At 70.3% G+C, this 19204-nt stretch carries 19 protein-coding genes and 1 pseudogene; 7 read left to right on the forward strand and 13 right to left on the reverse strand.

What is annotated here, in order from left to right; genetic code table 11:
- Positions 1–36 precede the first annotated feature (36 nt).
- A complete protein-coding gene (locus MRBLWS13_RS07085) occupies positions 37–1419 on the forward strand; it encodes an MBL fold metallo-hydrolase (RefSeq protein WP_349428314.1) in 1383 nt (460 codons plus the stop codon).
- Here the strand turns inward: MRBLWS13_RS07085 and MRBLWS13_RS07090 are convergent.
- The 7 genes from MRBLWS13_RS07090 to MRBLWS13_RS07120 form a co-directional block, all read right to left on the reverse strand.
- Positions 1416–1907 carry a universal stress protein gene (locus MRBLWS13_RS07090; protein WP_349428315.1) on the reverse strand — a complete coding sequence of 164 codons (492 nt, stop codon included), beginning with the start codon at positions 1905–1907 and terminating at the stop codon, positions 1416–1418. The two genes, MRBLWS13_RS07085 and MRBLWS13_RS07090, sit on opposite strands and share 4 nt — an antisense overlap.
- A gap of 116 nt (positions 1908–2023) precedes the next feature.
- The gene (locus tag MRBLWS13_RS07095; RefSeq protein ID WP_349428316.1) at positions 2024–2551 is read right to left on the reverse strand and encodes a pyridoxamine 5'-phosphate oxidase family protein; all 528 of its coding nucleotides are present in this window, start codon (positions 2549–2551) and stop codon (positions 2024–2026) included.
- Positions 2552–2760: 209 nt separating this feature from the next.
- Positions 2761–3405 carry an arsenate reductase ArsC gene (locus MRBLWS13_RS07100; RefSeq protein ID WP_349428317.1) on the reverse strand — a complete coding sequence of 215 codons (645 nt, stop codon included), beginning with the start codon at positions 3403–3405 and terminating at the stop codon, positions 2761–2763.
- Positions 3402–3818, reverse strand: coding sequence for an arsenate reductase ArsC (locus MRBLWS13_RS07105; protein ID WP_349428318.1), 417 nt, complete (start codon positions 3816–3818; stop codon positions 3402–3404). Before MRBLWS13_RS07105 ends, MRBLWS13_RS07100 begins: the two co-directional genes overlap by 4 nt.
- A 46-nt stretch (positions 3819–3864) precedes the next feature.
- Positions 3865–4764 (reverse strand): metalloregulator ArsR/SmtB family transcription factor, encoded by a 900-nt coding sequence (locus tag MRBLWS13_RS07110; protein ID WP_349428319.1) that lies wholly within the window; start codon positions 4762–4764, stop codon positions 3865–3867.
- Positions 4765–4799: 35 nt separating this feature from the next.
- Positions 4800–5321, reverse strand: a complete 522-nt coding sequence (locus tag MRBLWS13_RS07115; protein WP_349428320.1) for an N-acetyltransferase family protein — start codon at positions 5319–5321, stop codon at positions 4800–4802.
- Positions 5312–6625 (reverse strand): NAD(P)-binding domain-containing protein, encoded by a 1314-nt coding sequence (locus MRBLWS13_RS07120; protein ID WP_349428322.1) that lies wholly within the window; start codon positions 6623–6625, stop codon positions 5312–5314. Before MRBLWS13_RS07120 ends, MRBLWS13_RS07115 begins: the two co-directional genes overlap by 10 nt.
- A gap of 86 nt (positions 6626–6711) precedes the next feature.
- Here MRBLWS13_RS07120 and MRBLWS13_RS07125 point away from each other — a divergent pair, with 86 nt between their 5' ends.
- On the forward strand, positions 6712–7062 hold the full coding sequence (locus MRBLWS13_RS07125; protein WP_349428323.1) for a metalloregulator ArsR/SmtB family transcription factor: 351 nt from the start codon (positions 6712–6714) through the stop codon (positions 7060–7062).
- Positions 7059–7748: an MIP/aquaporin family protein gene (locus MRBLWS13_RS07130; RefSeq protein ID WP_349428324.1), complete on the forward strand. Its 690-nt coding sequence runs from the start codon at positions 7059–7061 to the stop codon at positions 7746–7748. Before MRBLWS13_RS07125 ends, MRBLWS13_RS07130 begins: the two co-directional genes overlap by 4 nt.
- A 52-nt stretch (positions 7749–7800) precedes the next feature.
- Here the strand turns inward: MRBLWS13_RS07130 and MRBLWS13_RS07135 are convergent, their stop codons facing one another.
- The gene (locus MRBLWS13_RS07135) at positions 7801–8325 is read right to left on the reverse strand and encodes a WHG domain-containing protein (protein WP_349428325.1); all 525 of its coding nucleotides are present in this window, start codon (positions 8323–8325) and stop codon (positions 7801–7803) included.
- 97 nt (positions 8326–8422) lie between these two features.
- On the opposite strand from MRBLWS13_RS07135, the gene MRBLWS13_RS07140 reads away from it, so the two are divergent.
- Positions 8423–9136, forward strand: coding sequence for an MBL fold metallo-hydrolase (locus tag MRBLWS13_RS07140; RefSeq protein ID WP_349428326.1), 714 nt, complete (start codon positions 8423–8425; stop codon positions 9134–9136).
- Positions 9137–9235: 99 nt separating this feature from the next.
- Here MRBLWS13_RS07140 and MRBLWS13_RS07145 read toward each other — a convergent pair whose 3' ends face one another.
- Both MRBLWS13_RS07145 and MRBLWS13_RS07150 read right to left on the reverse strand, forming a co-directional pair.
- A complete protein-coding gene (locus MRBLWS13_RS07145; protein WP_349428328.1) occupies positions 9236–10630 on the reverse strand; it encodes an FAD-binding oxidoreductase in 1395 nt (464 codons plus the stop codon).
- 136 nt (positions 10631–10766) lie between these two features.
- Positions 10767–11258, reverse strand: coding sequence for a bifunctional nuclease family protein (locus MRBLWS13_RS07150; RefSeq protein ID WP_349428329.1), 492 nt, complete (start codon positions 11256–11258; stop codon positions 10767–10769).
- Positions 11259–11561: 303 nt separating this feature from the next.
- Here MRBLWS13_RS07150 and MRBLWS13_RS07155 point away from each other — a divergent pair.
- Positions 11562–11855: pseudogene (locus MRBLWS13_RS07155) on the forward strand (MarR family transcriptional regulator); the annotation flags it as partial.
- Between the two features lie 4 nt (positions 11856–11859).
- On the opposite strand, the gene MRBLWS13_RS07160 reads toward MRBLWS13_RS07155, so the two are convergent.
- Genes MRBLWS13_RS07160 through MRBLWS13_RS07170 form a run of 3 tightly spaced genes read right to left on the reverse strand, consistent with a single transcriptional unit; the run spans position 11860 to position 15105 of the window.
- Positions 11860–12747 (reverse strand): alpha/beta hydrolase, encoded by an 888-nt coding sequence (locus MRBLWS13_RS07160; protein WP_349428330.1) that lies wholly within the window; start codon positions 12745–12747, stop codon positions 11860–11862.
- Positions 12747–13997 carry a glycosyltransferase gene (locus MRBLWS13_RS07165; protein ID WP_349428331.1) on the reverse strand — a complete coding sequence of 417 codons (1251 nt, stop codon included), beginning with the start codon at positions 13995–13997 and terminating at the stop codon, positions 12747–12749. The genes MRBLWS13_RS07160 and MRBLWS13_RS07165 overlap by 1 nt, the downstream gene beginning before the upstream one ends.
- A gap of 31 nt (positions 13998–14028) precedes the next feature.
- Entirely contained in the window at positions 14029–15105 is a 1077-nt protein-coding gene (locus MRBLWS13_RS07170; protein ID WP_349428332.1) for a class I SAM-dependent methyltransferase, read from the reverse strand.
- Positions 15106–15220: 115 nt separating this feature from the next.
- Here MRBLWS13_RS07170 and MRBLWS13_RS07175 point away from each other — a divergent pair, with 115 nt between their 5' ends.
- A complete protein-coding gene (locus MRBLWS13_RS07175) occupies positions 15221–17980 on the forward strand; it encodes an AAA family ATPase (protein WP_349428333.1) in 2760 nt (919 codons plus the stop codon).
- A gap of 90 nt (positions 17981–18070) precedes the next feature.
- Positions 18071–19099, forward strand: coding sequence for an LLM class flavin-dependent oxidoreductase (locus MRBLWS13_RS07180; RefSeq protein WP_349428334.1), 1029 nt, complete (start codon positions 18071–18073; stop codon positions 19097–19099).
- Positions 19100–19204 lie beyond the last annotated feature (105 nt).

The following is a 19204-nucleotide window of genomic DNA, read 5'->3' on the forward strand; positions in this document are numbered from 1 at the left end:
CTCCGACTCCCCCCGCTGGACCGCAGAAGGATTCCCATGACCGACACTCCGAAGTCGCCGGCTACACTGCAGTTCCTCGGGGCCGCGGACACCGTCACCGGCTCTCGCTATCTCGCGAGGATCGGCGACCGCCGCATCCTCGTCGACTGCGGTCTCTTCCAGGGATACAAGGTGATCCGCGACCGCAATCGCGCGTCGTTTCCCGTCGCCCCGCACGCCATCGATGCCGTGGTGGTGTCGCACGCACACCTGGATCATTCCGGATACCTTCCGGCGCTCGTACGCGACGGCTTCCATGGTCACATCTATGCGACGGCGGCCACGACGGAGCTGTGTCGCATCATGCTTCCCGACAGCGCTCACCTCCTCGAGGAAGAGGCGCGATATGCGGCAAAGGGTCGATGGTCGAAGCATGCGCACCCCGAGCCCCTGTACCGGCTGCCCGATGCGCTGGCAGCGATCGAGCGGTTCCGCCCGATCGCCTTTCGCGAGACGGTGCGGCTCGCCGATGATGTCGAGCTGGAACTCGTCCCCGCCGGTCACATCCTCGGTGCGGCGCAGGTGCGGCTGCGCGTGGCCGGTCGCGCTGTCCACTTCACAGGCGACCTCGGGCGTCCCGACGATCCGCTGATGCTGCCTCCCGCACCGCTGGAAGCAACCGATGTCCTCGTCACAGAATCGACCTACGGCGATCGACGCCACGATCCTGAAGACCCGGAGAGGCGTCTGGGGGATGTCGTGCGCCGAGTCACCGGCCGCGGAGGCGTGGTCGTGATCGCCGCATTCGCCGTCGGACGGACGGAGACCGTGCTCCTGCATCTGACGAGACTTCGCGATCGCCATGAGATCCCCGATGTGCCTGTCTTCGTCAACAGCCCGATGGCGGTCGGTGTCGTCGACGTCTACCGTCAGCATCCGACCGAGCACAAGCTGAAGGCCGATGAGCTGGATCGGATGTATCGGTTGCCGAAGCTCGTCACGACGGTCGACGACTCCAAGCTGCTGAATCTGCGCGGCGGTCCGATGGTGATCATCTCCGCCAGTGGGATGCTCTCCGGCGGCCGCGTGCTTCATCATCTCGCCGCCTACGGGAGCGATCCTCGCAACGCTGTGGTCCTCACCGGCTACCAGGCCGGTGGAACCCGCGGATCAGCCCTGCTGGGCGGTGCGCGCACACTGCGGATCTTCGGGCGAGACGTTCCCATCCGCGCCGAAGTGGTCAACCTCGACTCGATGTCGGCCCACGCCGACGCCGATGACCTGATCGAATGGATGAAGTCGGCGCCATCGGCTCCGACCTCGGTCTATGTGACGCACGGTGAGCCCGCTTCCGCCGATACGTTGCGCGCCCGCATCACTCGCGAGCTCGGCTGGCCGGCCAGGGTGCCGGAGCACCTCGAGAAGGTTCCTGTCGACTAATCGTTCCGCACGATGAGAACAGGGCAATGGGCGTGAGCCGCGCAGGCGGCGCTCACCGACCCGAGAAGAAGGCCCGTCAACTCACCGTGCCCGCGGGTGCCGACGACCAGCATCGCCGCGTCTTTCGAGGCATCGACCAGCTCTCGGGCCGCGCGTCCGTTCATGGTACTGCTGCTGAACCAGTCTGGAGTGTCCGATGGGAAGACACTGCTCGCCGCGTCCGACGCGATCTCCTCGGCGGCGCCCTCGAGGCTGGCATACGTGCCCGGGTAATACCAGCCGACCCCGTCGCTCCATTCGAGCGTGGGATAGTCCCACACGACAAGTGCGTGCACGGGATGGCCGAGCTTCGGCGCGATGTCGACGGCGTAGCGCAGTGCGGTGAGTGCCGCCGCCGAGCCGTCGACCCCTACCAGGATTCCTGGCTCGGACCACGGAAACGGCCGGCGGTCGGCGGATGGGCGAGAAGAACTCTGAGGCTCGGACATAGTGCCAGCGTGCCGTCGACCCGACGGCGAACGCGGGTCCAAAGTCCCGCTCATCCTCCGGTCGTGGTGCGACCGCGGGAGAGCCAGGCGTTCGCGGATCGGCCCACCGGCGCTGCTCACGTCCGCGGAGGATGCGAGGGGATCAGATCGGGACGGTCACTCCGCGGCGGCTCCGGCGGTTCCGGCTCCTCGTCCGCAACTCGAGCAACGGGCCGGGGGGCGGTCGGCGCGATCGCCTCGCGATGCGCGAATCGGCGCCCACTGACCGTCGTCGCAGTGACCTTGAGAACATGCTGCTTGTGCCGGGGGCTCTGCGTCATCAGCCGTCCGACACCGCTGCGTTCGATCTCGACTTCGTCCCGCATCAGAGCGGCCGCTCCTCTCACCACGACACTCCACCAGCCTTCGTCGCTCTCGCCATCGACCTCGAAGGCTGCGAAGGGGTGTGCGGTGATCGAGACGACCTTCACGTCGGGCGCCGTACGGATGTAGACCGCGCCCTCGAACGGCACGAAGTTGACCGGGAAGATGTCGGGCATGCCGTCGCTCCCGGTGACCGCAAGACGGCCGACCGCCGCGGTCTCGAGAAGATCCCAGCATTCGGATGTCCGCAGGAGCGCGCTGCCTGTCGCTGTGCGTCCCATGAGGTCTCCTTTCGTCTTCGCCCATTGCACACGGGAATCCGCGGTCGGGTCGGGCCCAAGGTCCCTCGGTGCGCGGTGCGCTTGGTCGCCCTCCCCAAGGATGCTCGTTGGAGCGGTGACGGTCAGGGGCTGGTGTTCCGTCGGACGGCGGGACGCGACCAGCGTCGGCCGTGGCCGTGGCCGTGGCCGTCGAGCCTTCCTCCTGCGAATCAGTCCGGGAGGAGCTCGGCGAGGAGGCGCTCGACGCGATCTCGGATCTCGTCGCGTACGCGCCGCACCCCCTGCAGATCGAGGCCGGCGGGGTCCTCCAGCTGCCAGTCCAGGTACCGCTTGCCCGGGTAGAGCGGACACGCGTCTCCGCAGCCCATCGTGATCACCGCGTCAGCCGCCCGCACCACATCATCCGTCAGTGGCTTCGGGAACTCGTCGGTGACATCGAGATCCACCTCGGCGAGCGCGAGTGCCACCTCGGGCAGGATGCGCTCCCCCGGCTGCGACCCCGCCGATCTGACGTGGACCCGATCCCCGGCGAGATGACGGGTCAGCGCGGCGGCCATCTGCGACCGGCCCGAGTTCTGCACGCAGACGAACAGCACTTCGGGGACCGGCTTCGCGATGAGCCCCTTGGACTGGGCGAGTGCGGTCAACCGATCGCGTGCGAACTTCTCAGCGAGGCTCGGCAGGTGGGTCCTGACGGCCGCGGTGCGCGCCAGAGCGGTGTACGACTCGAAGACGACGCGCTCGACAGTCTCCTCGCCGACCATGCCCGTGAACTGCTGGGTCAGACGCTCGGCCGCGCGGTGGAGGACGGCATCAGGCGACAGCAGCGCGCTCTGACCGGGTGCGCCGGTCATGCGGCACCGCGTGCTGGCAGGATCTCGGCGAGCAGCGCCTCCACACGACCGCGGATCTCGTCGCGGATCGGACGCACGGCCTCGATCCCCTGACCTGCCGGGTCGTCCAGTTCCCAGTCCTCGTAGCGCTTGCCGGGGAAGATCGGGCAGGCGTCACCGCAGCCCATCGTGATCACGACATCGGACTCCCTCACTGCGTCGACGGTGAGCACCTGGGGGGTGTTGCCGGCGATGTCGATCCCCTCCTCCGCCATCGCCTCGACGGCGACCGGGTTGATGGCATCCTTGGGCGCGGATCCTGCAGACAGCACCTCGACGTCGTCGCCGCCGAGGGCACGGAGATAGCCGGCGGCCATCTGGGAGCGACCCGCGTTGTGCACGCAGACGAACAGGACGGTGGGCTTCTCGGTCACGGTGTTCTCGCTTTCTCTCTCGCAAGAAGCATAGACCAGTGTCTATCTATTCGACGAGGGCCGCAGATGAACTCTCGGCGACGAGTTCGGTGAGAAGCGCGCGTACGCGGCGGTCGATGTCGTCCCTGATGACGCGGATCTGTTCGGGCGACTTGCCGACGGGATCCTCCAGCTGCCAGTCGACGTAGCGCCGGCCGGGGTAGATCGGGCAGGCGTCGCCGCAGCCCATTGTGACGACGACATCGGCGCCGCGCACCGCTTCGTCGGTGAGCGGCTTGGGGAACTCGTCTCCGAGCGGGACGCCGATCTCGTCGAGGGTGCCCACGATGGCGTTGCGCACATCTCCTGCCGGCTCGGATCCTGCAGTCCTGACCAGCACGCGATCACCCGCGAGCTGACGAAGGATCCCGGCCGCGATCTGCGATCGGCCCGCGTTCTGCACGCAGACGAACAGGACGGAGGGAACGGCACCGGGGATCCCCTGAGAACGCTTCAGCGCATCGAGGCGCGCGGCGGCGAACGCAGCCGTGCGACTCGCCAGCATCGGCGACCGCGACCGGCCGGCGAGCAGTTCGTAGCTCTCCACGACCTTGGCGCGAACGGTCTCCGGACCGAAGACGCCACGATATCTGAGAGTGAGATCCGTTGCGATGCGCTCGAGGTCGGGGTCAGGCGCCGGTCGCGCATCCTCGCCGAGGAGGGCGTCGACGCGGCCCGCGAATTCCGGAGCGATCGAGTACCAGACGCGACGCCCGTCGGGCTCGCGCACGACGATGCCCTCCCCGTGCAGCGACTTCATGTGGTGGCTGATGGTCGGCTGCCGCAGCTCCAGCGCCTCCGCGAGACGACTCACCAGAGCTTTTCCGTCCGCGGAATCGCGAATCAGCCTAAGGATGCGGGCCCGCGTAGGATCGCCCAGCGACGTAAGGCTCCCCGGCTGATCCATAGACAGCAGTCTATCTGCCGCCCGTGGCAGACGATTCAGTCAGTTTCGACCACAGCGCTCCGGCGCTCGATCAGCAGCGTGTCGCGCCAGGCACCGGCGTGGGGGCCGGCCCCGGAGCGTGCGATCCGCTCACGTCGTCCGACGACCCGGAAGCCGGTGACCTCGTGAAGCCGCAGGCTGGCGCCGTTCTCGGGGAAGATGCTCGACTGGATCGTCCACACCCCCGATGCCTCCGCTGCAGAGATGAACGCTTCCAGCAGGATGCGGCCGACGCCCTGGCCGCGCGCGCCGCGGTCGATGTAGACGGAGTGCTCCACGACACCGCGATAGGCCGGACGCGACGAGACCGCCGACCCCGCGATCCAGCCCACGACGACGCCGTCCGCGTCGACGGCCACGAACCGCAACCCGCGAAGCTTGCCCGCATCGAACGCCTCCCACGTCGGCGTTGCGGTCTCGAACGTCGCCTCGCCGTCCTCGATCCCCTGTTCGTAGATCGCCTCGATGGCCGGCCAATCCCCCGGAACCATCTCGCGCACGCCGATCATCAGCAGCATCCACCCCCGTTGCCGGCGTCGGTCGAGCAGACGCCTGTCGCCGGAAGGACCAGCTCGACGTTCGAGGCGGATGCCGTGTCACCCGCGAGCCAGGCGGTCACCGAGCGCACCTGCTCGTAGCCGGTCGCCAGCAGGAAGGTCGGCGCACGGCCGTAAGACTTCATGCCGACGACGAAGAATCCCTGCTCGGGGTGAGTCAGCTCGCGAAAGCCATGCGGCTCGACGGTGCCGCAGGAGTGGACGTTCGGATCGATCAGCGGCGCCAGTCGCCGGGGCGCCTCGACGATCTCGTCGAGATCGAGGCGGATCTCACGCAGCATGTCGAGGTTCGGACGGAACCCCGTCGCATTGACCACCACGTCGGTTGCGTGGGCGACGACCTCGCCACGACGATGGCCCACAAGCTCGACGCCGGCCGCGCTGCGGCGGCCACGGATGATCTCGAAGCCGTCGAGCACCGCGATCCGGCCGTCGGCGACCGCCCGGTCGACTCTGCTGCCCAGCCGGGCGCGGTCGGCGAGCTCGTCATCGGCAGAAGAGGACACGCGGACGGCTTGGGCGTTGCGGATCAGCCACGTGATGGTCGTGCCCGGCTCCTGCCGCGCGAGTTCGGCGAGCGCGAGCAGGGTGTTCGCGGCGGAGTGGCCGGCGCCGACGACCGTCGTGTGGCGGCCGGCGAACGTCGCGCGGTCGCGCCCGAGCACATCGGGGAGGGCCGGCGTCACCGCATCGGCGATCTCGGCCATGCCGAGCAGCTCCAGCCCGCTCGACGACAGCGGGTTGGGTGAGAGATAGGTGCCGGAGGCATCGATGACGGCGCGGGCCGGAACGTCTTCGACCTCGCCGTACGCGGTGCGGATACGCACGGCGAACGGGGTGGCGGCGCGCGACCGGGTGCGCGTGCGATCCATTCCCTCGCGCGTGACGCCGATCACTTCGACGCCGAGGCGCACGCGCGAGGCGATCTCATCGACCTCCGCCAGGGGCGCCACGTACTTCTCCACCAGTTCCGCGCCATTCGGGGCGCGCTCGGGATCGGGCAGCTCCCACCCGCGCTCCTCCAGCAGGCGACGGGATGCCGGGTCGACGAGGTGCTTCCACGGTGAGAAGAGACGCGTGTGGCCCCACGAGCGTACGCTGGCCGCGACCTCCGCTCCCGCTTCGAAGACGATGAAGTCGATACCGCGTTCGACGAGGTTCGCGGCGGCTGCCAGCCCGATCGGGCCGGCGCCGATGATGGCGACAGGGATCGTCGAGAGCCGATCGGCTTCGGCCGCGCGAGGTGTCAGGTCAAGCAGAGTCACAGCATCCTCCAACGGATATCGATGAGCGTCGATACTGATTGTGAGCCCATCTATCGACATCTGTCAATATCGACTACCCTCGATATATGACCACCATGCTCGAGGTGACCGACGTCACCGCCGCCGCCTGCTGCGCACCCCTGGTGCGCGAACCACTGACCGCGGCGGAAGCCGAGCAACTGGCAACGACCATGAAAGCACTGGCTGACCCCGCACGCCTGCGCCTCCTGTCGATCGTGGCCGCATCCGAAGACTCGGAAGCCTGCGTCTGCGACCTGATCGAGCCGGTCGGCCTCTCCCAGCCGACGGTGTCGCACCACCTGAAGATCCTCACCACCGCCGGCTTCCTGACACGCAGCAAGCGCGGCACCTGGGCGTACTTCAAGCTCGTTCCGGGCGCCCTCGACCGTATCTCCCAGCTCCTCGTCGCCTCGTGAGCCGCGCCGCGCGCGCCACCGTGGGCGAGTTCCTCGGCAGCGCGGGGCTCGCCGCCGTCGTCGTGGGGTCAGGCATCGCCGCACAGCGGCTGTCACCCGGCGACGTCGGACTGCAGCTCTTCGAGAACGCGTTCGCGACCGCCCTCGGGCTCGCGGTGCTGATCCTGGTGTTCGCCTCCGTCTCGGGCGCCCACTTCAATCCCGTCGTGACGGTCGTCGACATCCTCCTGCAACGCCGCAGCTGGTCGACGGCGGCGAAGTATCTACCCAGCCAGGTATTCGGATGCATCGCCGGCGCCGTTCTCGCGAACCTGATGTTCGCGGAGCCCGCGGTCAGCTGGAGCACCACGGACCGTTCCGGATGGCACTTCCTGCTCGCCGAGGCGGTCGCGACGGCGGGTCTGATCCTCGTGATCTTCGCCCTGGTCCGCACCGGCCGCGGCCAGCTTGCGGCACCCGCTGTCGGCGCCTACATCGGTGCGGCCTACTTCTTCACATCATCCACGAGCTTCGCGAACCCCGCCATCACGATCGGCCGCATGTTCACCGACACGTTCGCGGGCATCGCACCGGCGTCCGCACTGCCGTTCATCGCCGCACAGCTCGTCGGTGCGGCCGTGGGATGGGGTCTCGTCCGCGCGCTCTTCCCGGTGGCGGTTCCCGAGCCGGTCGTCGCGCACGGCTGATGCCCACGCACCCCCGATCCCCCACAGGACTGGAAGAGCCGAGCGCCTCCTATCAGCCGCCGAGTCCTCGCCGCAGCGCGACGAGTCCGTACTCGAAGGCGGCGTTGACGTCGCCGCCGAGGCGGAACGCACCGGCGAGCTCCATGTGGATGAACCCCGTCGCCCATGCCGTCACCAGGCGCGCCGCGTCCAGCGCATGCTCCTCGCCGGCGATCACCGCGGCGCTGTCGACGATGGTGAGACCCGCGCGGGCGAGCAGCTCCGGGGGCGCCGCCGTGGCGAACATCAGGCGGAACCCCTCGGGGCGGCTCTGCGCCAGGGCCCGGTACGCGCGGGCGAGCCCTTCAAGAGAGCGATCGGATGCCTCGAGCCGGGCCGCCAGATCGTCCACGGTCGCCGCCGCCACCGCCTCGATGAGCGCGTCGCGATCGCGGACCCGTTTGTAGAGCGACGGCGCACGCACGCCCACGCGGTCCGCGACCCGCTGCATCGTGAGACCCGCGGGCCCGGACTCCTCGAGGAGATCTCGTCCGGCGGCGATGATCTCGGCGTACGACGTGCGCTCCGGTGTCGGCATGCGGCTCCCCCTGGATGGCTATTGACATTAGCCATGATAGCTACGTATCGTAGCCTTGCCAACCGCGGAAACCCCCACTCCCCCCGAAGGATGCGCCATGAAGCTCGCACCGCACCTGCACCGCATCGGCAACGACATCGTCGCCGCCTACCTCGTCGTCACCGACGACGGGGTCACCGTCGTCGACGCGGGTCTTCCCGGTCACTGGAAGGACCTCGTGCGCGAGCTCGGCAGTCTCGGCCTGATGCCTGCCGACGTGAAGGGCGTCGTACTTACCCACGGCGACAGCGACCACATCGGGTTCGCCGAGCGCCTGCGCCGCGACCACGGCGTGCCTGTCTACGTGCACGAAGCCGATGCCGAGCGCGCCCGCACCGGCGAGAAGCCGAAAGTCGCCACCGGCCCGATGAAGCTCGGCCCGACCCTGGGCTTCTTCGCCTACGCGCTGCGCAAGCGCGCCATGCCGACGACGTACGTGTCGGAGGTGGTCGAGGTGCATGACGGCGACGTGCTCGACCTCCCCGGCTCCCCCGTGATCATCGGGATGCCCGGTCACTCCCCCGGCAGCGTCGCCGTGCACGTGCCCCTCGTCGATGCGGTGTTCGTCGGCGACGCGCTCACGACGCGTCATGTGCTCACCGGTCACGAGGGCATGCAGCCCGCACCCTTCACCGACGACCCTGACGACGCTTCCGCGTCGCTCGACCGCCTTGCGGGCATCTCGGCATCGTGGGTCCTCCCCGGACACGGTGCGCCCTGGCAGGGATCCCCGGTGGATGTCGCCGCCGCTGTCCGCAGCAGAGCAGCCTGAGCCGCGCGGGTCGAGCCGAGTACGCCGCAGCGGAGCGGCCTGATCGGCGCGACCGAGCGGAGCAGCCTGAGCCGCTCCGCTCCGCAGCGGCTCGGCGGATCAGACCGGCCGGGCCGCCGCGAACAGGTTGGCCGGGTCGTATGCGAGCTTGAGCTGACGCAGGCGGGCCCACGCCGAACCGAAGGCGAGGGCGCGGTCGGCACCCGGCGCGTCGATGAACGTCAGTGCGAGTGCGCCGACGTGCCACGGCTCGAGCGCGGCGACGCCGGCGCGGACAGCAGCCGTGGCAGCGGGGCCGGCCTCCGGCACCGGCACCATCGCGATCGAGTGCACCAGGTAGTCACCGTCGAGCGACGCGATGGCGCCGCCTCCGACCGGCCGCCGTGTCACGGCGCCACCGAGGTGCCGCACCTCCTGCACGAAGATCCCCGGACTCCCGGCCGCCCGGACGAACGCGTCCACGGCCTCCGACGGGAACGAGTCGAGCATCGCGTGCCAGGTCAGTGACGGGGTCGGCTCCGGCGGGTCCATATGGATGCTGACGAGCGCCGGCGCGGGGATGCGTGCGAACGTGTCGATCTCGGGCTGCAGCGCGCGCAGCGGTGCGAGCAGAGCGGATGCCGCGGCATCCGTCTCTTCGATCGCCCCGTCGATGACGACCACCGAGCGTCCCGACAGGAAGGGCGGAAGCTGGGGCATGGGCGGGAAGTTCATGATCCGCAGCGACGTGGTCGTGGTCTCCGGTGCGGAGCGCGTCCACCGCGCCCACGCGTGCGAGACCTCGGCGGCCTGAGATGCGTCCCACAGGAGCATGCCGGCGAAGACGTCGGCGAAGGGCAGCAGGTCGATCTCGATCGCGACGACGACGCCGAAGGCTCCGGAGCCGCCGCGCAGGGCCCAGAACAGGTCGGGGTGCGCGTCCTCGCTCGCCCGCACGAGCGTGCCGTCGGCCGTCACGACCTCGACGGCGCGCACCGCATTGACGGCGAGGCGGTGTGCACGGGCGTAGAACGAGAGCCCGCCGCTGAGCAGGTACCCGACGACCGACACGTCCCCGGCGCTGCCGTGCAGTGCGGTGAGACCGTGGGGCGCTGCAGCGTCGAGCACATCGTTCCAGAGCGAGCCGCCGAGCACGCGGGCCGTCCGGGCCACGGGGTCGACCGCGACGCCGCGGAGGCCCCTGAGCGATACGAGGACGGTGTGCGCGAGATCCGTCTCGGCGAGCGCCCCGGCAGCATGGCCGGTCGACTGCGGCGCCACACGGAGCCCCGACAGGGTCGCGGCACGCACGACATCGACGACATCGTCGGCTGATTCCGCAAACGCGACGGCAAACGGATGCTGCGCCACGGCGACGTTCCACGGAGTTCGCGCGGCGTCGAAGCCGGCGTCGCCCGGGAACAGCACGCGGGCACCGAGCGCGGTGCGCAGTTCACCGGCGGCGGCGCCGATGGCGGCGCGGGGGACGTCGATGGCGAGGTCGTTGAGGGACATGGGCGGGATGCCTTTCGCTGAAGCGTGCGCGACGGATCGTCGGCACGACTCGTCAGCGCGCCCGCACTTCCGGCGCGGGCCACCCCACCAATGAGCCGACGGCGCTCTCCCAGATACATGGGAAGCGCGGAAGTCCTCAGCTCTCGAAGTCCTCGGGTTCGACCTCGTCGAGGAAGCGCTTGAACTCGTCGAGACTCTCTGACGCGTCGGTCTCGGTGAGCACGTCGGGAACGCCGGCCTCGGCCAGGACCTCGTCCGCCACCCACATCGGCGCCCCCACGCGCGAAGCGAGCGCGATGGCATCCGACGGCCTCGCATCCACGATGCGATCACCGAGGGGGGTGGAGATCGTGATCTCGGCGAAGAAGGTGCCTTCTTCGATGCGGGTCACCTCCACCCTCGTCGCCGACGCGTCCAGTGCGGCGAGCATCAGGCCCATCAGGTCGTGCGCGAGCGGGCGTGGCACATCCGCGTTCTCCACCGCGACGAGGATCGAGGTCGCCTCGAGCTGCCCGATCCAGATCGGCAGCACGAGCCCGTCGCCGGGAAGCTGATCCACCGGCTTGAGCAGCAGCACGTGCTGCCCCGAGGCGTCGAGGGCCACGCCGGCCACGCGAACCTGAACCATGACGCGCCTCCTCCCGCCGCGGCATCCCCCGCGTGATCTTCTGTCCGGCCATCGTAGGCACGGCGTGCGCACCCGGGACAGGGGGTGCGCGCGCCGGCACACGCGGGTGACCTCACACGACGGGGACCGGGACGGTGCTCGTCGTCGCGGGCGCCGTCCGCCGCGGCGGACGCGCCGCGATGCCGGCCCGGCGGGCGGCGACGGCGGCCAGAGCCATCACGACCAGACCTGCACCCGAGATGACCGCGCCGATCCAGACCGGCGCCTCATCCGCGTCCTTCGCGACGGGGACGAGGACGACGGCATATGCGGATGCAGCAGCTCGCGCGCGCCACCGCACTCAGCCCCAGCGCGACGACGCGCCTGGTGAACCGCCTCGAGGATCGCGCCCTCATCGCGCGCGTCCTGTGCGCCGACAACCGGCGCGGCACCTGCACCGAGCTCACCCCGGCAGGGCGCGAGCTCTACGAGCGCGCGCACTCCATCCACGACGAGACGCTGGCACGCGTGCTCGCCGAAGCGGCCGAGCAGCCCGAGCTCGCCCCGGTGATGGAGGTGCTGGCCGCGCTGACGCCCGCTCCCGTCGCCGCGCCGTAGGCCGTCAGGGGCCGATCCGGCCCGAGGGCGCGACACGCCTGATGAAGTCGCGCAGCAGGAGATTGACCTTCACCGGGTCGCGCGCCTGAGGCAGGTGCCCGCCGCCCTCGATCACGACGAGGTCGCCGCCGGTCAGATCGGCGGCGATCGGACCGCGCAGCGGGTTCTGGCACATGTCGAGCGAACCCGTGATCACCAGCACCGGGCAGCGGACCGCGTCGCAGATCGCGCGGGATGACGCGATGTCGGCGGCGAGGTAGGTCGACGCGTACTCGAGGATCAGCATGTCGGCCCCCGATCCCATCGACCAGTCGACGCAGTCCTCGAGCTGCTTGGTCGAATGAGGCTCGGGGAACATCTGCCCGAAGAAGAACTCCGACCAGTCCGCCCAGTCCTGCTTCCAGTAGTGGCGGTTCTGCTTCTGCCAGCCCTCGTACGCGTCGCGGGGCTCGTCGTAGTCGAACGCGATCCGGTGCGGCAGCGGCTCGGTCAGCCGCAGACCCGGGTTGATCGCGCAGGCGCCGAGCACCCGCTCAGGTCGCTGCCCGGCCATGATCAGGGAGTGCCCGGCGCCGGTGCACACTCCGACGAGCACCGCCTGCTCGGCTCCGACGGCGTCCAGCACCGCCCACTGCCCTGCGATCAGTACGGGATCGTCCATCTGGTCGGCCGACACCGGCGTGCCGCTCAGCCCGTTGCCCGGCGGGTCGCTCACGACCACGCGGAAGTGCCGCGCCAGGAAGGGGATCTGCGCCTTCCACGCCCGGCTGTGAACGATGACGTCGGGCATGAGCAGATACACCGTCGGCGAGCCCTCGCCGTACACCTCGTAGTGGACCGCGACGCCGTCGCGGTCGACGACGCCGGTGGCGGTCGGCTGCAGCGCGCGCATCAGACCAGCTCCGCGAGCAGCGCCGCGGCGCGCGCCGCGCCGTCCGTCTCGACCGGGCGATAGTCCACCTCGCGCGTCACCTCGGCGACCAGAGCCTCTGCGAGCACCGCGGGATCACTCGCCTCCGCGTAGCGGAGACAGCGGCCGGCGCCGTAGCGCTCCAGTCGGTGGCGCACGTGGAAGTTCTGCTCGAAGTGGTTCTCGAGGGGCACGTAGAGGAAGGGACGGCGGGCGGCGGCGAGCTCCATGCAGGTCGTCAGGCCGGCCTGCACGACGGCGACGTCGCACGCGGCCAGTGCGAGGTACAGGTCTGGGACGAATCCGCGTACCCGCGCGCCCTGTCGCCGCGGCAGCGACGACGGATCGATGCGCGGTCCGGTCACCACGAGGAAGCGCAGTGCCGGGAGCTGCCGCCTCGCGAGAGGAACGGCATCCATCACCCTCTGCAGAAGCGCATGGCCGACGCCGGAGCCGCCGACGGTCACGATGCAGAGCACGTCGTCGGGCCCGTATCCGAGGCGGGCGCGTGCTCGCGCGCGCTCCTCCTCGGTCGGTGGCGCGAAGCCGGTGACGTACCCCGCGAACTCGTAGTGGGCCTCGGTCCACTCCCGGATGTCGGGCAGTCCCGGGCCGAACGAGGCGTCCACGATGTCGTCAGGGCTGCCGACGAAGATCGACCGGTCGCGGAGCCGCCGATACCGCGACCGCTGCTCGAGCATCTCGGCGTTGTAGTCCGCGGTGAGGGCGGCCTCGGCATCCCCGCCGCTCGGCATCGGCAGCCACCCCACGAAGTCGGTCATCCACGCGAACGCGAAGCGCTTGAGCTCGGGGTTCTCGTGCAGGAAGTAGTCGACGTCCCATGCCTCGTCGCCGATCACGAGGTCGTAGTAGGTGTCGTCGACGACGTCGTTGAACACCATGAAGTTGTTCACGAGGATCTCGTCCATCCGGCGGATCGCCTGGAAGGCGTGCAGATCGTGGTCGGCGGACTCGTCCTCGATGTGGGCGGACTCGTTCGCCAGAAGAGCGGATGCCGGGTGCACGCGTTCCCCGGCGTCCGCCAGCACCCGGGTGACCGGGTGCTGGGCCAGCCAGTCCATCTTCAGATCCGGGTGGAGGCGTCGCAACTCCTGCGCGATCGCCACGTCGCGTCGCGCATGGCCGAGGCCGATCGGCGAGGAGAGGAACAGGGCCTTCCGCGGGCGGCGCTGCGCCCGGACCCAGGTATGGCGGTTGCCCATGGCTGCCATCCCCCCAGTCTGCCCCTCTCGCCGCGCGCCGTCAGGGCCGTGCTTCGATGACGCGATTGAACGGCGTCTCGGCGACGGTGCGGAACCGGGTGAACCCGGCCGCCGAGGTCACATCGCGGATACGGGCCGGCCCGGCTTGGGTGCCGAGCGCCAGGCCGACGTCCTGCGACAGCGACGACGGCGTGCACAGCAGCGTCGAGAACCCGTAGTACGCGCGGCCGACGGGGTTGAGGTTGTCTTCGACGTGGTCGCCGGCCATCGGCTCGACGATCATCCATGTGCCGTCGTCGGCGATCGCGTCGCGCACGCGGCGCGCGGCCCCCACCGGATCGCCCATGTCGTGGAGGCTGTCGAACATCGCGACGAGGTCGTACCCCCGGCCGCCGAACTCCTGCGCCGAGGCGACCTCGAAGCGCACGTTCGCCACTCCCGCCTCCGCTGCCCGGGAGCGCGCCGTCTCGATCGATTCGGCGTGGTAGTCCGAGCCCACGAACGTGGAGTTCGGGAACGCCTGGGCGAGCAGGATCGTGGACGCCCCGTGGCCGCAGCCCACGTCGGCGACGAGTGCGCCTGCATCCAGCTTCTCCTTCACTCCGTCGAGCGCCGGGATCCACGAGTCGACGAGGTTGGCGTGATAGCTCGGGCGGAAGAACCGCTCGCAGCCGACGTGCACGTCGGCGCCGTGCTGGTGCCAGCCGTAGCCGGCGCCGCTGCGCGCGGCATCCACGATGTGCTGCGTGTCGTGGACGGTTCCGAGGGCGATCTGGAAGAAGCCGGGAAGGAAGGCCGCGCTGTCGGGGTCGGTCATCGCGACCGCGTGTTCGGCGGGCAGCGTGTAGCGCCTGGTCGCCGGGTCGTACGTGACGTAGCCGCCTGCGGCCTGAGCGTTCAGCCACTCACGTGCGTACGGCTCGGCCGTCTGCGTGCGCTCGGCGAGCTGCGCCGGCGTGCTCGGACCGTGGTCGGCGAGGTCCCGGTAGTACCCGAGCTTGTCGCCCATCACGACGAGTGCGGCGTTGAGGGTCGCGCCGACCTCGTCGACGGCGCGGAACACGAAGTTCATCAGCTTGTCGGTGTCGATCTGTGTGGGTGGGACGGTGAGAGACATCAGCGGCTCCTTCGGTCGGTGGTCCGCGGTGGAGATGCCTTGAAGGTAGGCAGCCGGCCCCTGGCACCGCATCCGGGGACCCCCCTAGTCCGGGACGCGGTCGTAGAATCGGGCCATGCTGGTGGGTCGACAGGCCGAGCAGCAGGCGATCGATCGGCTCGGGGCTGCAGCGCGCCTGGGGACGAGCGGCGTGCTGGCTGTGCGTGGAGAGGCCGGCGTCGGCAAGACGGCGCTCCTCGAGGACGCCGTCTCGCGCCTCGACGGGATGCGCGTGCTGCGGGCGACCGGTCTGGAGTCCGAGCGCGAGATCCCCTTCGCCACTCTGCTGCAGTTGCTGCGGCCGGCGCTGGGCGCTCTCGACGGCATCCCGCCGATGCAGGCCGACGCCATATCCGCCGCTCTCGCCCTCCCCGGCGCCTCGGGCCCCGCCGATGGGCGTGACCGGTTCACGATCGGCGCGGCCGTGCTGAGCCTGGTCTGCCGATACGCCGAGGACGGACCGGTCGCTGTCGTCGTCGACGATCTGCACCTCGCCGACGAGCCTTCCTCGAACGCGCTCGTCTTCGCCGCGCGGCGGCTCGCCGCCGACCCTGTGGTGATTCTCTTCGGGGTGCGGAGTCCGGAAGGGGATGATCTCGTCGCCGATCGGCCGTCGCTCGCGTTGAGCGGGGTGGATCTCGACTCCGCCCGGACGATCCTCGAACACGCTCCCGGCGACGTGTCCGATGAGCAGGTGCGCCTGCTCCACCGCGCCACCGACGGCAATCCGCTCGCGATGCTGGAGCTGCGTGCCGCCGACCTCGATGTGGTCGAGAGCATCGAGACCGGTCTGCCCCTGCGGGTGCCGCGTGCGGTGATCGACGCGTTCGGCAGACGGCTCGCCGGATTGGATGCCGGCTGCCGTGCCGCGCTCCTGGTGGCCGCGGTGTGCGGCGCCGACCTCCGTTTCGTCGCGGACGCGTGCGAGGCGTACGGCGTGGATGTGGCGGAGCTCGACGCGGCGGACGACCTCGGTCTGATCGCCGTGCGTGACGGGCGCATCGCATTCCGGCATCCGCTCCTGCGCGCCGCGGTGTACTCGGGAGCGTCCGCGCACGCGCGCCGGGCCGCGCACCGCGCCGCTGCCGACGCCGCACCGTCGGGAGACGTCGACCGCAGGGCGTGGCACCTCTCGGAGGCGACCTCGCACCCCGACGCGGCGATCGCCGAGCTGCTCTCGGTGGCCGGTGACCACGCCGCCTCGCGCGCCGCTTACTCGGTGGCCTCGGGTGCATTCGAGCGCGCAGCGCGGCTGACGCCCGACGCGGGCGCGCGGTCGGCGCGGCTGCTGAAGGCCGCGGATGCCGCATGGGAGGCGGGCGACGGGGAGCGCGCGGTCGCACTGCTCGACAGGCGCGGACACGATGCCGCTCCCAGCGCGGCCGGAAGCGCCCCCGTCGACGGCATCCGCGCGACCGAGCTGCGCGCCTCGGTCGCGGCCCGCACCGGCTCGCTGCGGGAGGCCCTCGACATCCTGCTGCGTGCTGCCGACCACGCGACGTCGGCGGACGCCGCGACCGTCGCACTGGCGGATGCCGTGCATGCCACGTACTACCTCGGCGACGCACGGACCGCCTCGACCCTCGCCGACCGGATCGCCGATCTGCGGCCCGATGTGAGCACGACGCGGGCGCGGGCGCTCGGGCTCATGGCGTCGGGAATGGCGAAGACGCTCGCCGGGCGCGGCGGCGCAGACGAGATCCGCGCTGCCGTTCCGCTTCTCGAGGGCGATCCGGAGCTGGGACGGGACCCTCGCCGCCTTTCGTGGCTGATGCTCGCACCCCTATATCTGCGCGACACCACCAGCGGAGTGCGACTGCGCGCGCTCGTGGACGAGGTGCGGGGCGCCACCGGGATCGGCGCGCTGCCGGCCCTGCTCTTCCATGTCGCGGTCGATCAGGCGACGACGGCGGCGTCGTGGGTGCGGGCCGAGGCGAACTTCACCGAGGCCATCCGTCTCGCGACCGACACAGGACAGACCACCGAGCGGGCGATGTCGCTCGCGGGCCTGGCACGACTCGATTCCCGCGCCGGGAAGGCCGACGCGTGTCGCACCCACGGCGAGGAGGCGCGCGCGCAATGCGCCGCCCGCGACATCCATGTGGGCGAGGCCTGGGTGGGGCACGCCCTCGGCGATCTCGAGCTCTCGCTGGGACGACCCGAGCTGGCGGCGGACCTCTTCGCGGAGCTGATCGCCCTGCTCGGACGCCTCGGGCTGGACGATGTCGACCTCTCCCCCGGGCCCGAGTACTGCGACGCACTGGTGCGCGTGGGACGCAGGAGCGAGGCGCTGGCGATCGCCGCCGCATACCGCGCCCGAGCGTCGGTGAAGGGACAGCCGTGGGCGCGCGCCCGCGGCGAGCGCGCGATGGGGATCGCCGATGCAGACGGCGACTCCGACGCCTGGTTCGAGTCGGCGCTCGGCTGGCACGAGCAGACGCTCGACCGGTTCGAGGTGGCCCGCACCCGCCTCGCTTACGGCGAGCGCCTCCGCAGGACGGGACGGCGGATCGACGCGCGCGTGCAGCTGCGCGCGGCATGCGAGGACTTCGCCGAGCTCGGCGCATCCGTATGGCGCGCCCGCGCCGCGACCGAGCTCACCGCGACCGGCGAACACGTCCGCGCCCCCGTAGGGAACGCTGTCGATGACCTCACGCCGCAGGAACTCCAGGTCAGCGTGCTGCTCGCAGAGGGCCGCACGACCCGCGAGGCGGCGGCCGCCCTGTTCCTCAGCCCGAAGACCATCGAGTACCACCTGCGGAAGGCCTACACGAAGCTCGGGATCGGCTCACGCGCCGAGCTGGCGCAGGCGCTCGCTGAGGTGCATCGCGGATGATCCTATCGACGAGGCGTGACGCGGCGGGACGGGAATGAGCGGCACTGCATTCACCGGAATGGATGCTGCACGCGTACCGTTGCAGTCGACATGCAGCGATTCGGCACCCTCTCGTTCGGACACTACGGCCCGCTGGGCGGCGGGCGGCACCTCACCGCCGCCGACTCTATGCTGCAGGCGATCGACCTCGCCCAGGGGATGGATGACCTCGGCGTGAACGGCGCCTACTTCCGCGTGCACCACTTCGCGCGCCAGCAGGCATCGCCCATGCCGTTGCTCGCCGCCATCGCGGCGCGCACGCGGAGCATCGAGGTCGGCACCGGCGTGATCGACATGCGGTACGAGAACCCGCTCTACCTGGCCGAGGAAGCCGCCGCCGTAGACCTCATCTCGGGCGGCCGGCTCGCGCTCGGCGTGAGCCGCGGCTCACCCGAGACCGTCGTGCGCGGCTACGAGGCGTTCGGGTACACGGGATCGGACGACCCGCGGGGCGCCGACATCGCCCGGGAGCACTTCGATCTCTTCCTCCGCGCGATCGAGGGCGAAGGCCTCGCCGAGCGCGACGCCTCGTCGCCGTTCGGCGGTGGCACGGGACTGCAGCGCATCGAGCCGCACTCACCCGGGCTGCGCTCGCGCGTGTGGTGGGGCGCCGGCAACCGCGACTCCGCCGAGTGGGCGGGCCGCACGGGAGTGAACCTGATGTCGTCGACGCTGCTGACCTCCGCGGACGGACGGCCGTTCGACATCCTCCAGGCGGAGCAGATCGACGGCTTCCGCGCCGCGTGGCGGGACGCGGGCCATCAGGGCGAACCGCGTGTGTCGGTGAGTCGTTCGATCTTCCCGATCACCACCGCCGAGGAGCGCATGTACTTCGGCGGCCGCCAGGACGGCGACCAGATCGGGGTCATCGACGGCATCCGCTCCACCTTCGGCAAGACCTATGCCGGCGAGCCCGACGAGCTCGTAGAGCAGCTCAAGGAGGACGCGGCCATCGCCTCGGCCGACACCCTGATGCTGACCATCCCCAGCCAGCTCGGCGTGGAGTTCAACCTGCGCATGATCGAGTCGTTCGCAAAGCACGTCGCCCCCGCATTGGACTGGCAGCCGGCCCGCGCCTGATACCGCCCTCAAGAGCGCCGCGGACCCGTTCGCGAGGGATCTTGACCGGTCGGTCAGTCAGGATTACCGTGTAATCGACCCCCGATCGGGAGCCATCACCGTCTC

Source organism: Microbacterium sp. LWS13-1.2 (assembly GCF_040144835.1).
In the GTDB taxonomy this organism is placed as follows: Bacteria; Actinomycetota; Actinomycetes; order Actinomycetales; family Microbacteriaceae; genus Microbacterium.

Excerpts from the sequence above, each read along its gene's own strand:
- MRBLWS13_RS07165 (WP_349428331.1), bottom strand. The coding sequence starts at position 13,997 with ATGGCAGCCATGGGCAACCGCCATACCTGGGTCCGGGCGCAGCGCCGC.
- MRBLWS13_RS07100 (WP_349428317.1), bottom strand. The coding sequence starts at position 3,405 with ATGACCGGCGCACCCGGTCAGAGCGCGCTGCTGTCGCCTGATGCCGTC.
- MRBLWS13_RS07125 (WP_349428323.1), top strand. The coding sequence starts at position 6,712 with ATGACCACCATGCTCGAGGTGACCGACGTCACCGCCGCCGCCTGCTGC.
- MRBLWS13_RS07110 (WP_349428319.1), bottom strand. The coding sequence starts at position 4,764 with ATGGATCAGCCGGGGAGCCTTACGTCGCTGGGCGATCCTACGCGGGCC.
- MRBLWS13_RS07085 (WP_349428314.1), top strand. The coding sequence starts at position 37 with ATGACCGACACTCCGAAGTCGCCGGCTACACTGCAGTTCCTCGGGGCC.
- MRBLWS13_RS07095 (WP_349428316.1), bottom strand. The coding sequence starts at position 2,551 with ATGGGACGCACAGCGACAGGCAGCGCGCTCCTGCGGACATCCGAATGC.
- MRBLWS13_RS07135 (WP_349428325.1), bottom strand. The coding sequence starts at position 8,325 with ATGCCGACACCGGAGCGCACGTCGTACGCCGAGATCATCGCCGCCGGA.
- MRBLWS13_RS07180 (WP_349428334.1), top strand. The coding sequence starts at position 18,071 with ATGCAGCGATTCGGCACCCTCTCGTTCGGACACTACGGCCCGCTGGGC.
- MRBLWS13_RS07150 (WP_349428329.1), bottom strand. The coding sequence starts at position 11,258 with ATGGTTCAGGTTCGCGTGGCCGGCGTGGCCCTCGACGCCTCGGGGCAG.
- MRBLWS13_RS07175 (WP_349428333.1), top strand. The coding sequence starts at position 15,221 with ATGCTGGTGGGTCGACAGGCCGAGCAGCAGGCGATCGATCGGCTCGGG.
- MRBLWS13_RS07160 (WP_349428330.1), bottom strand. The coding sequence starts at position 12,747 with ATGCGCGCGCTGCAGCCGACCGCCACCGGCGTCGTCGACCGCGACGGC.
- MRBLWS13_RS07115 (WP_349428320.1), bottom strand. The coding sequence starts at position 5,321 with ATGCTGCTGATGATCGGCGTGCGCGAGATGGTTCCGGGGGATTGGCCG.
- MRBLWS13_RS07170 (WP_349428332.1), bottom strand. The coding sequence starts at position 15,105 with ATGTCTCTCACCGTCCCACCCACACAGATCGACACCGACAAGCTGATG.
- MRBLWS13_RS07090 (WP_349428315.1), bottom strand. The coding sequence starts at position 1,907 with ATGTCCGAGCCTCAGAGTTCTTCTCGCCCATCCGCCGACCGCCGGCCG.
- MRBLWS13_RS07140 (WP_349428326.1), top strand. The coding sequence starts at position 8,423 with ATGAAGCTCGCACCGCACCTGCACCGCATCGGCAACGACATCGTCGCC.
- MRBLWS13_RS07145 (WP_349428328.1), bottom strand. The coding sequence starts at position 10,630 with ATGTCCCTCAACGACCTCGCCATCGACGTCCCCCGCGCCGCCATCGGC.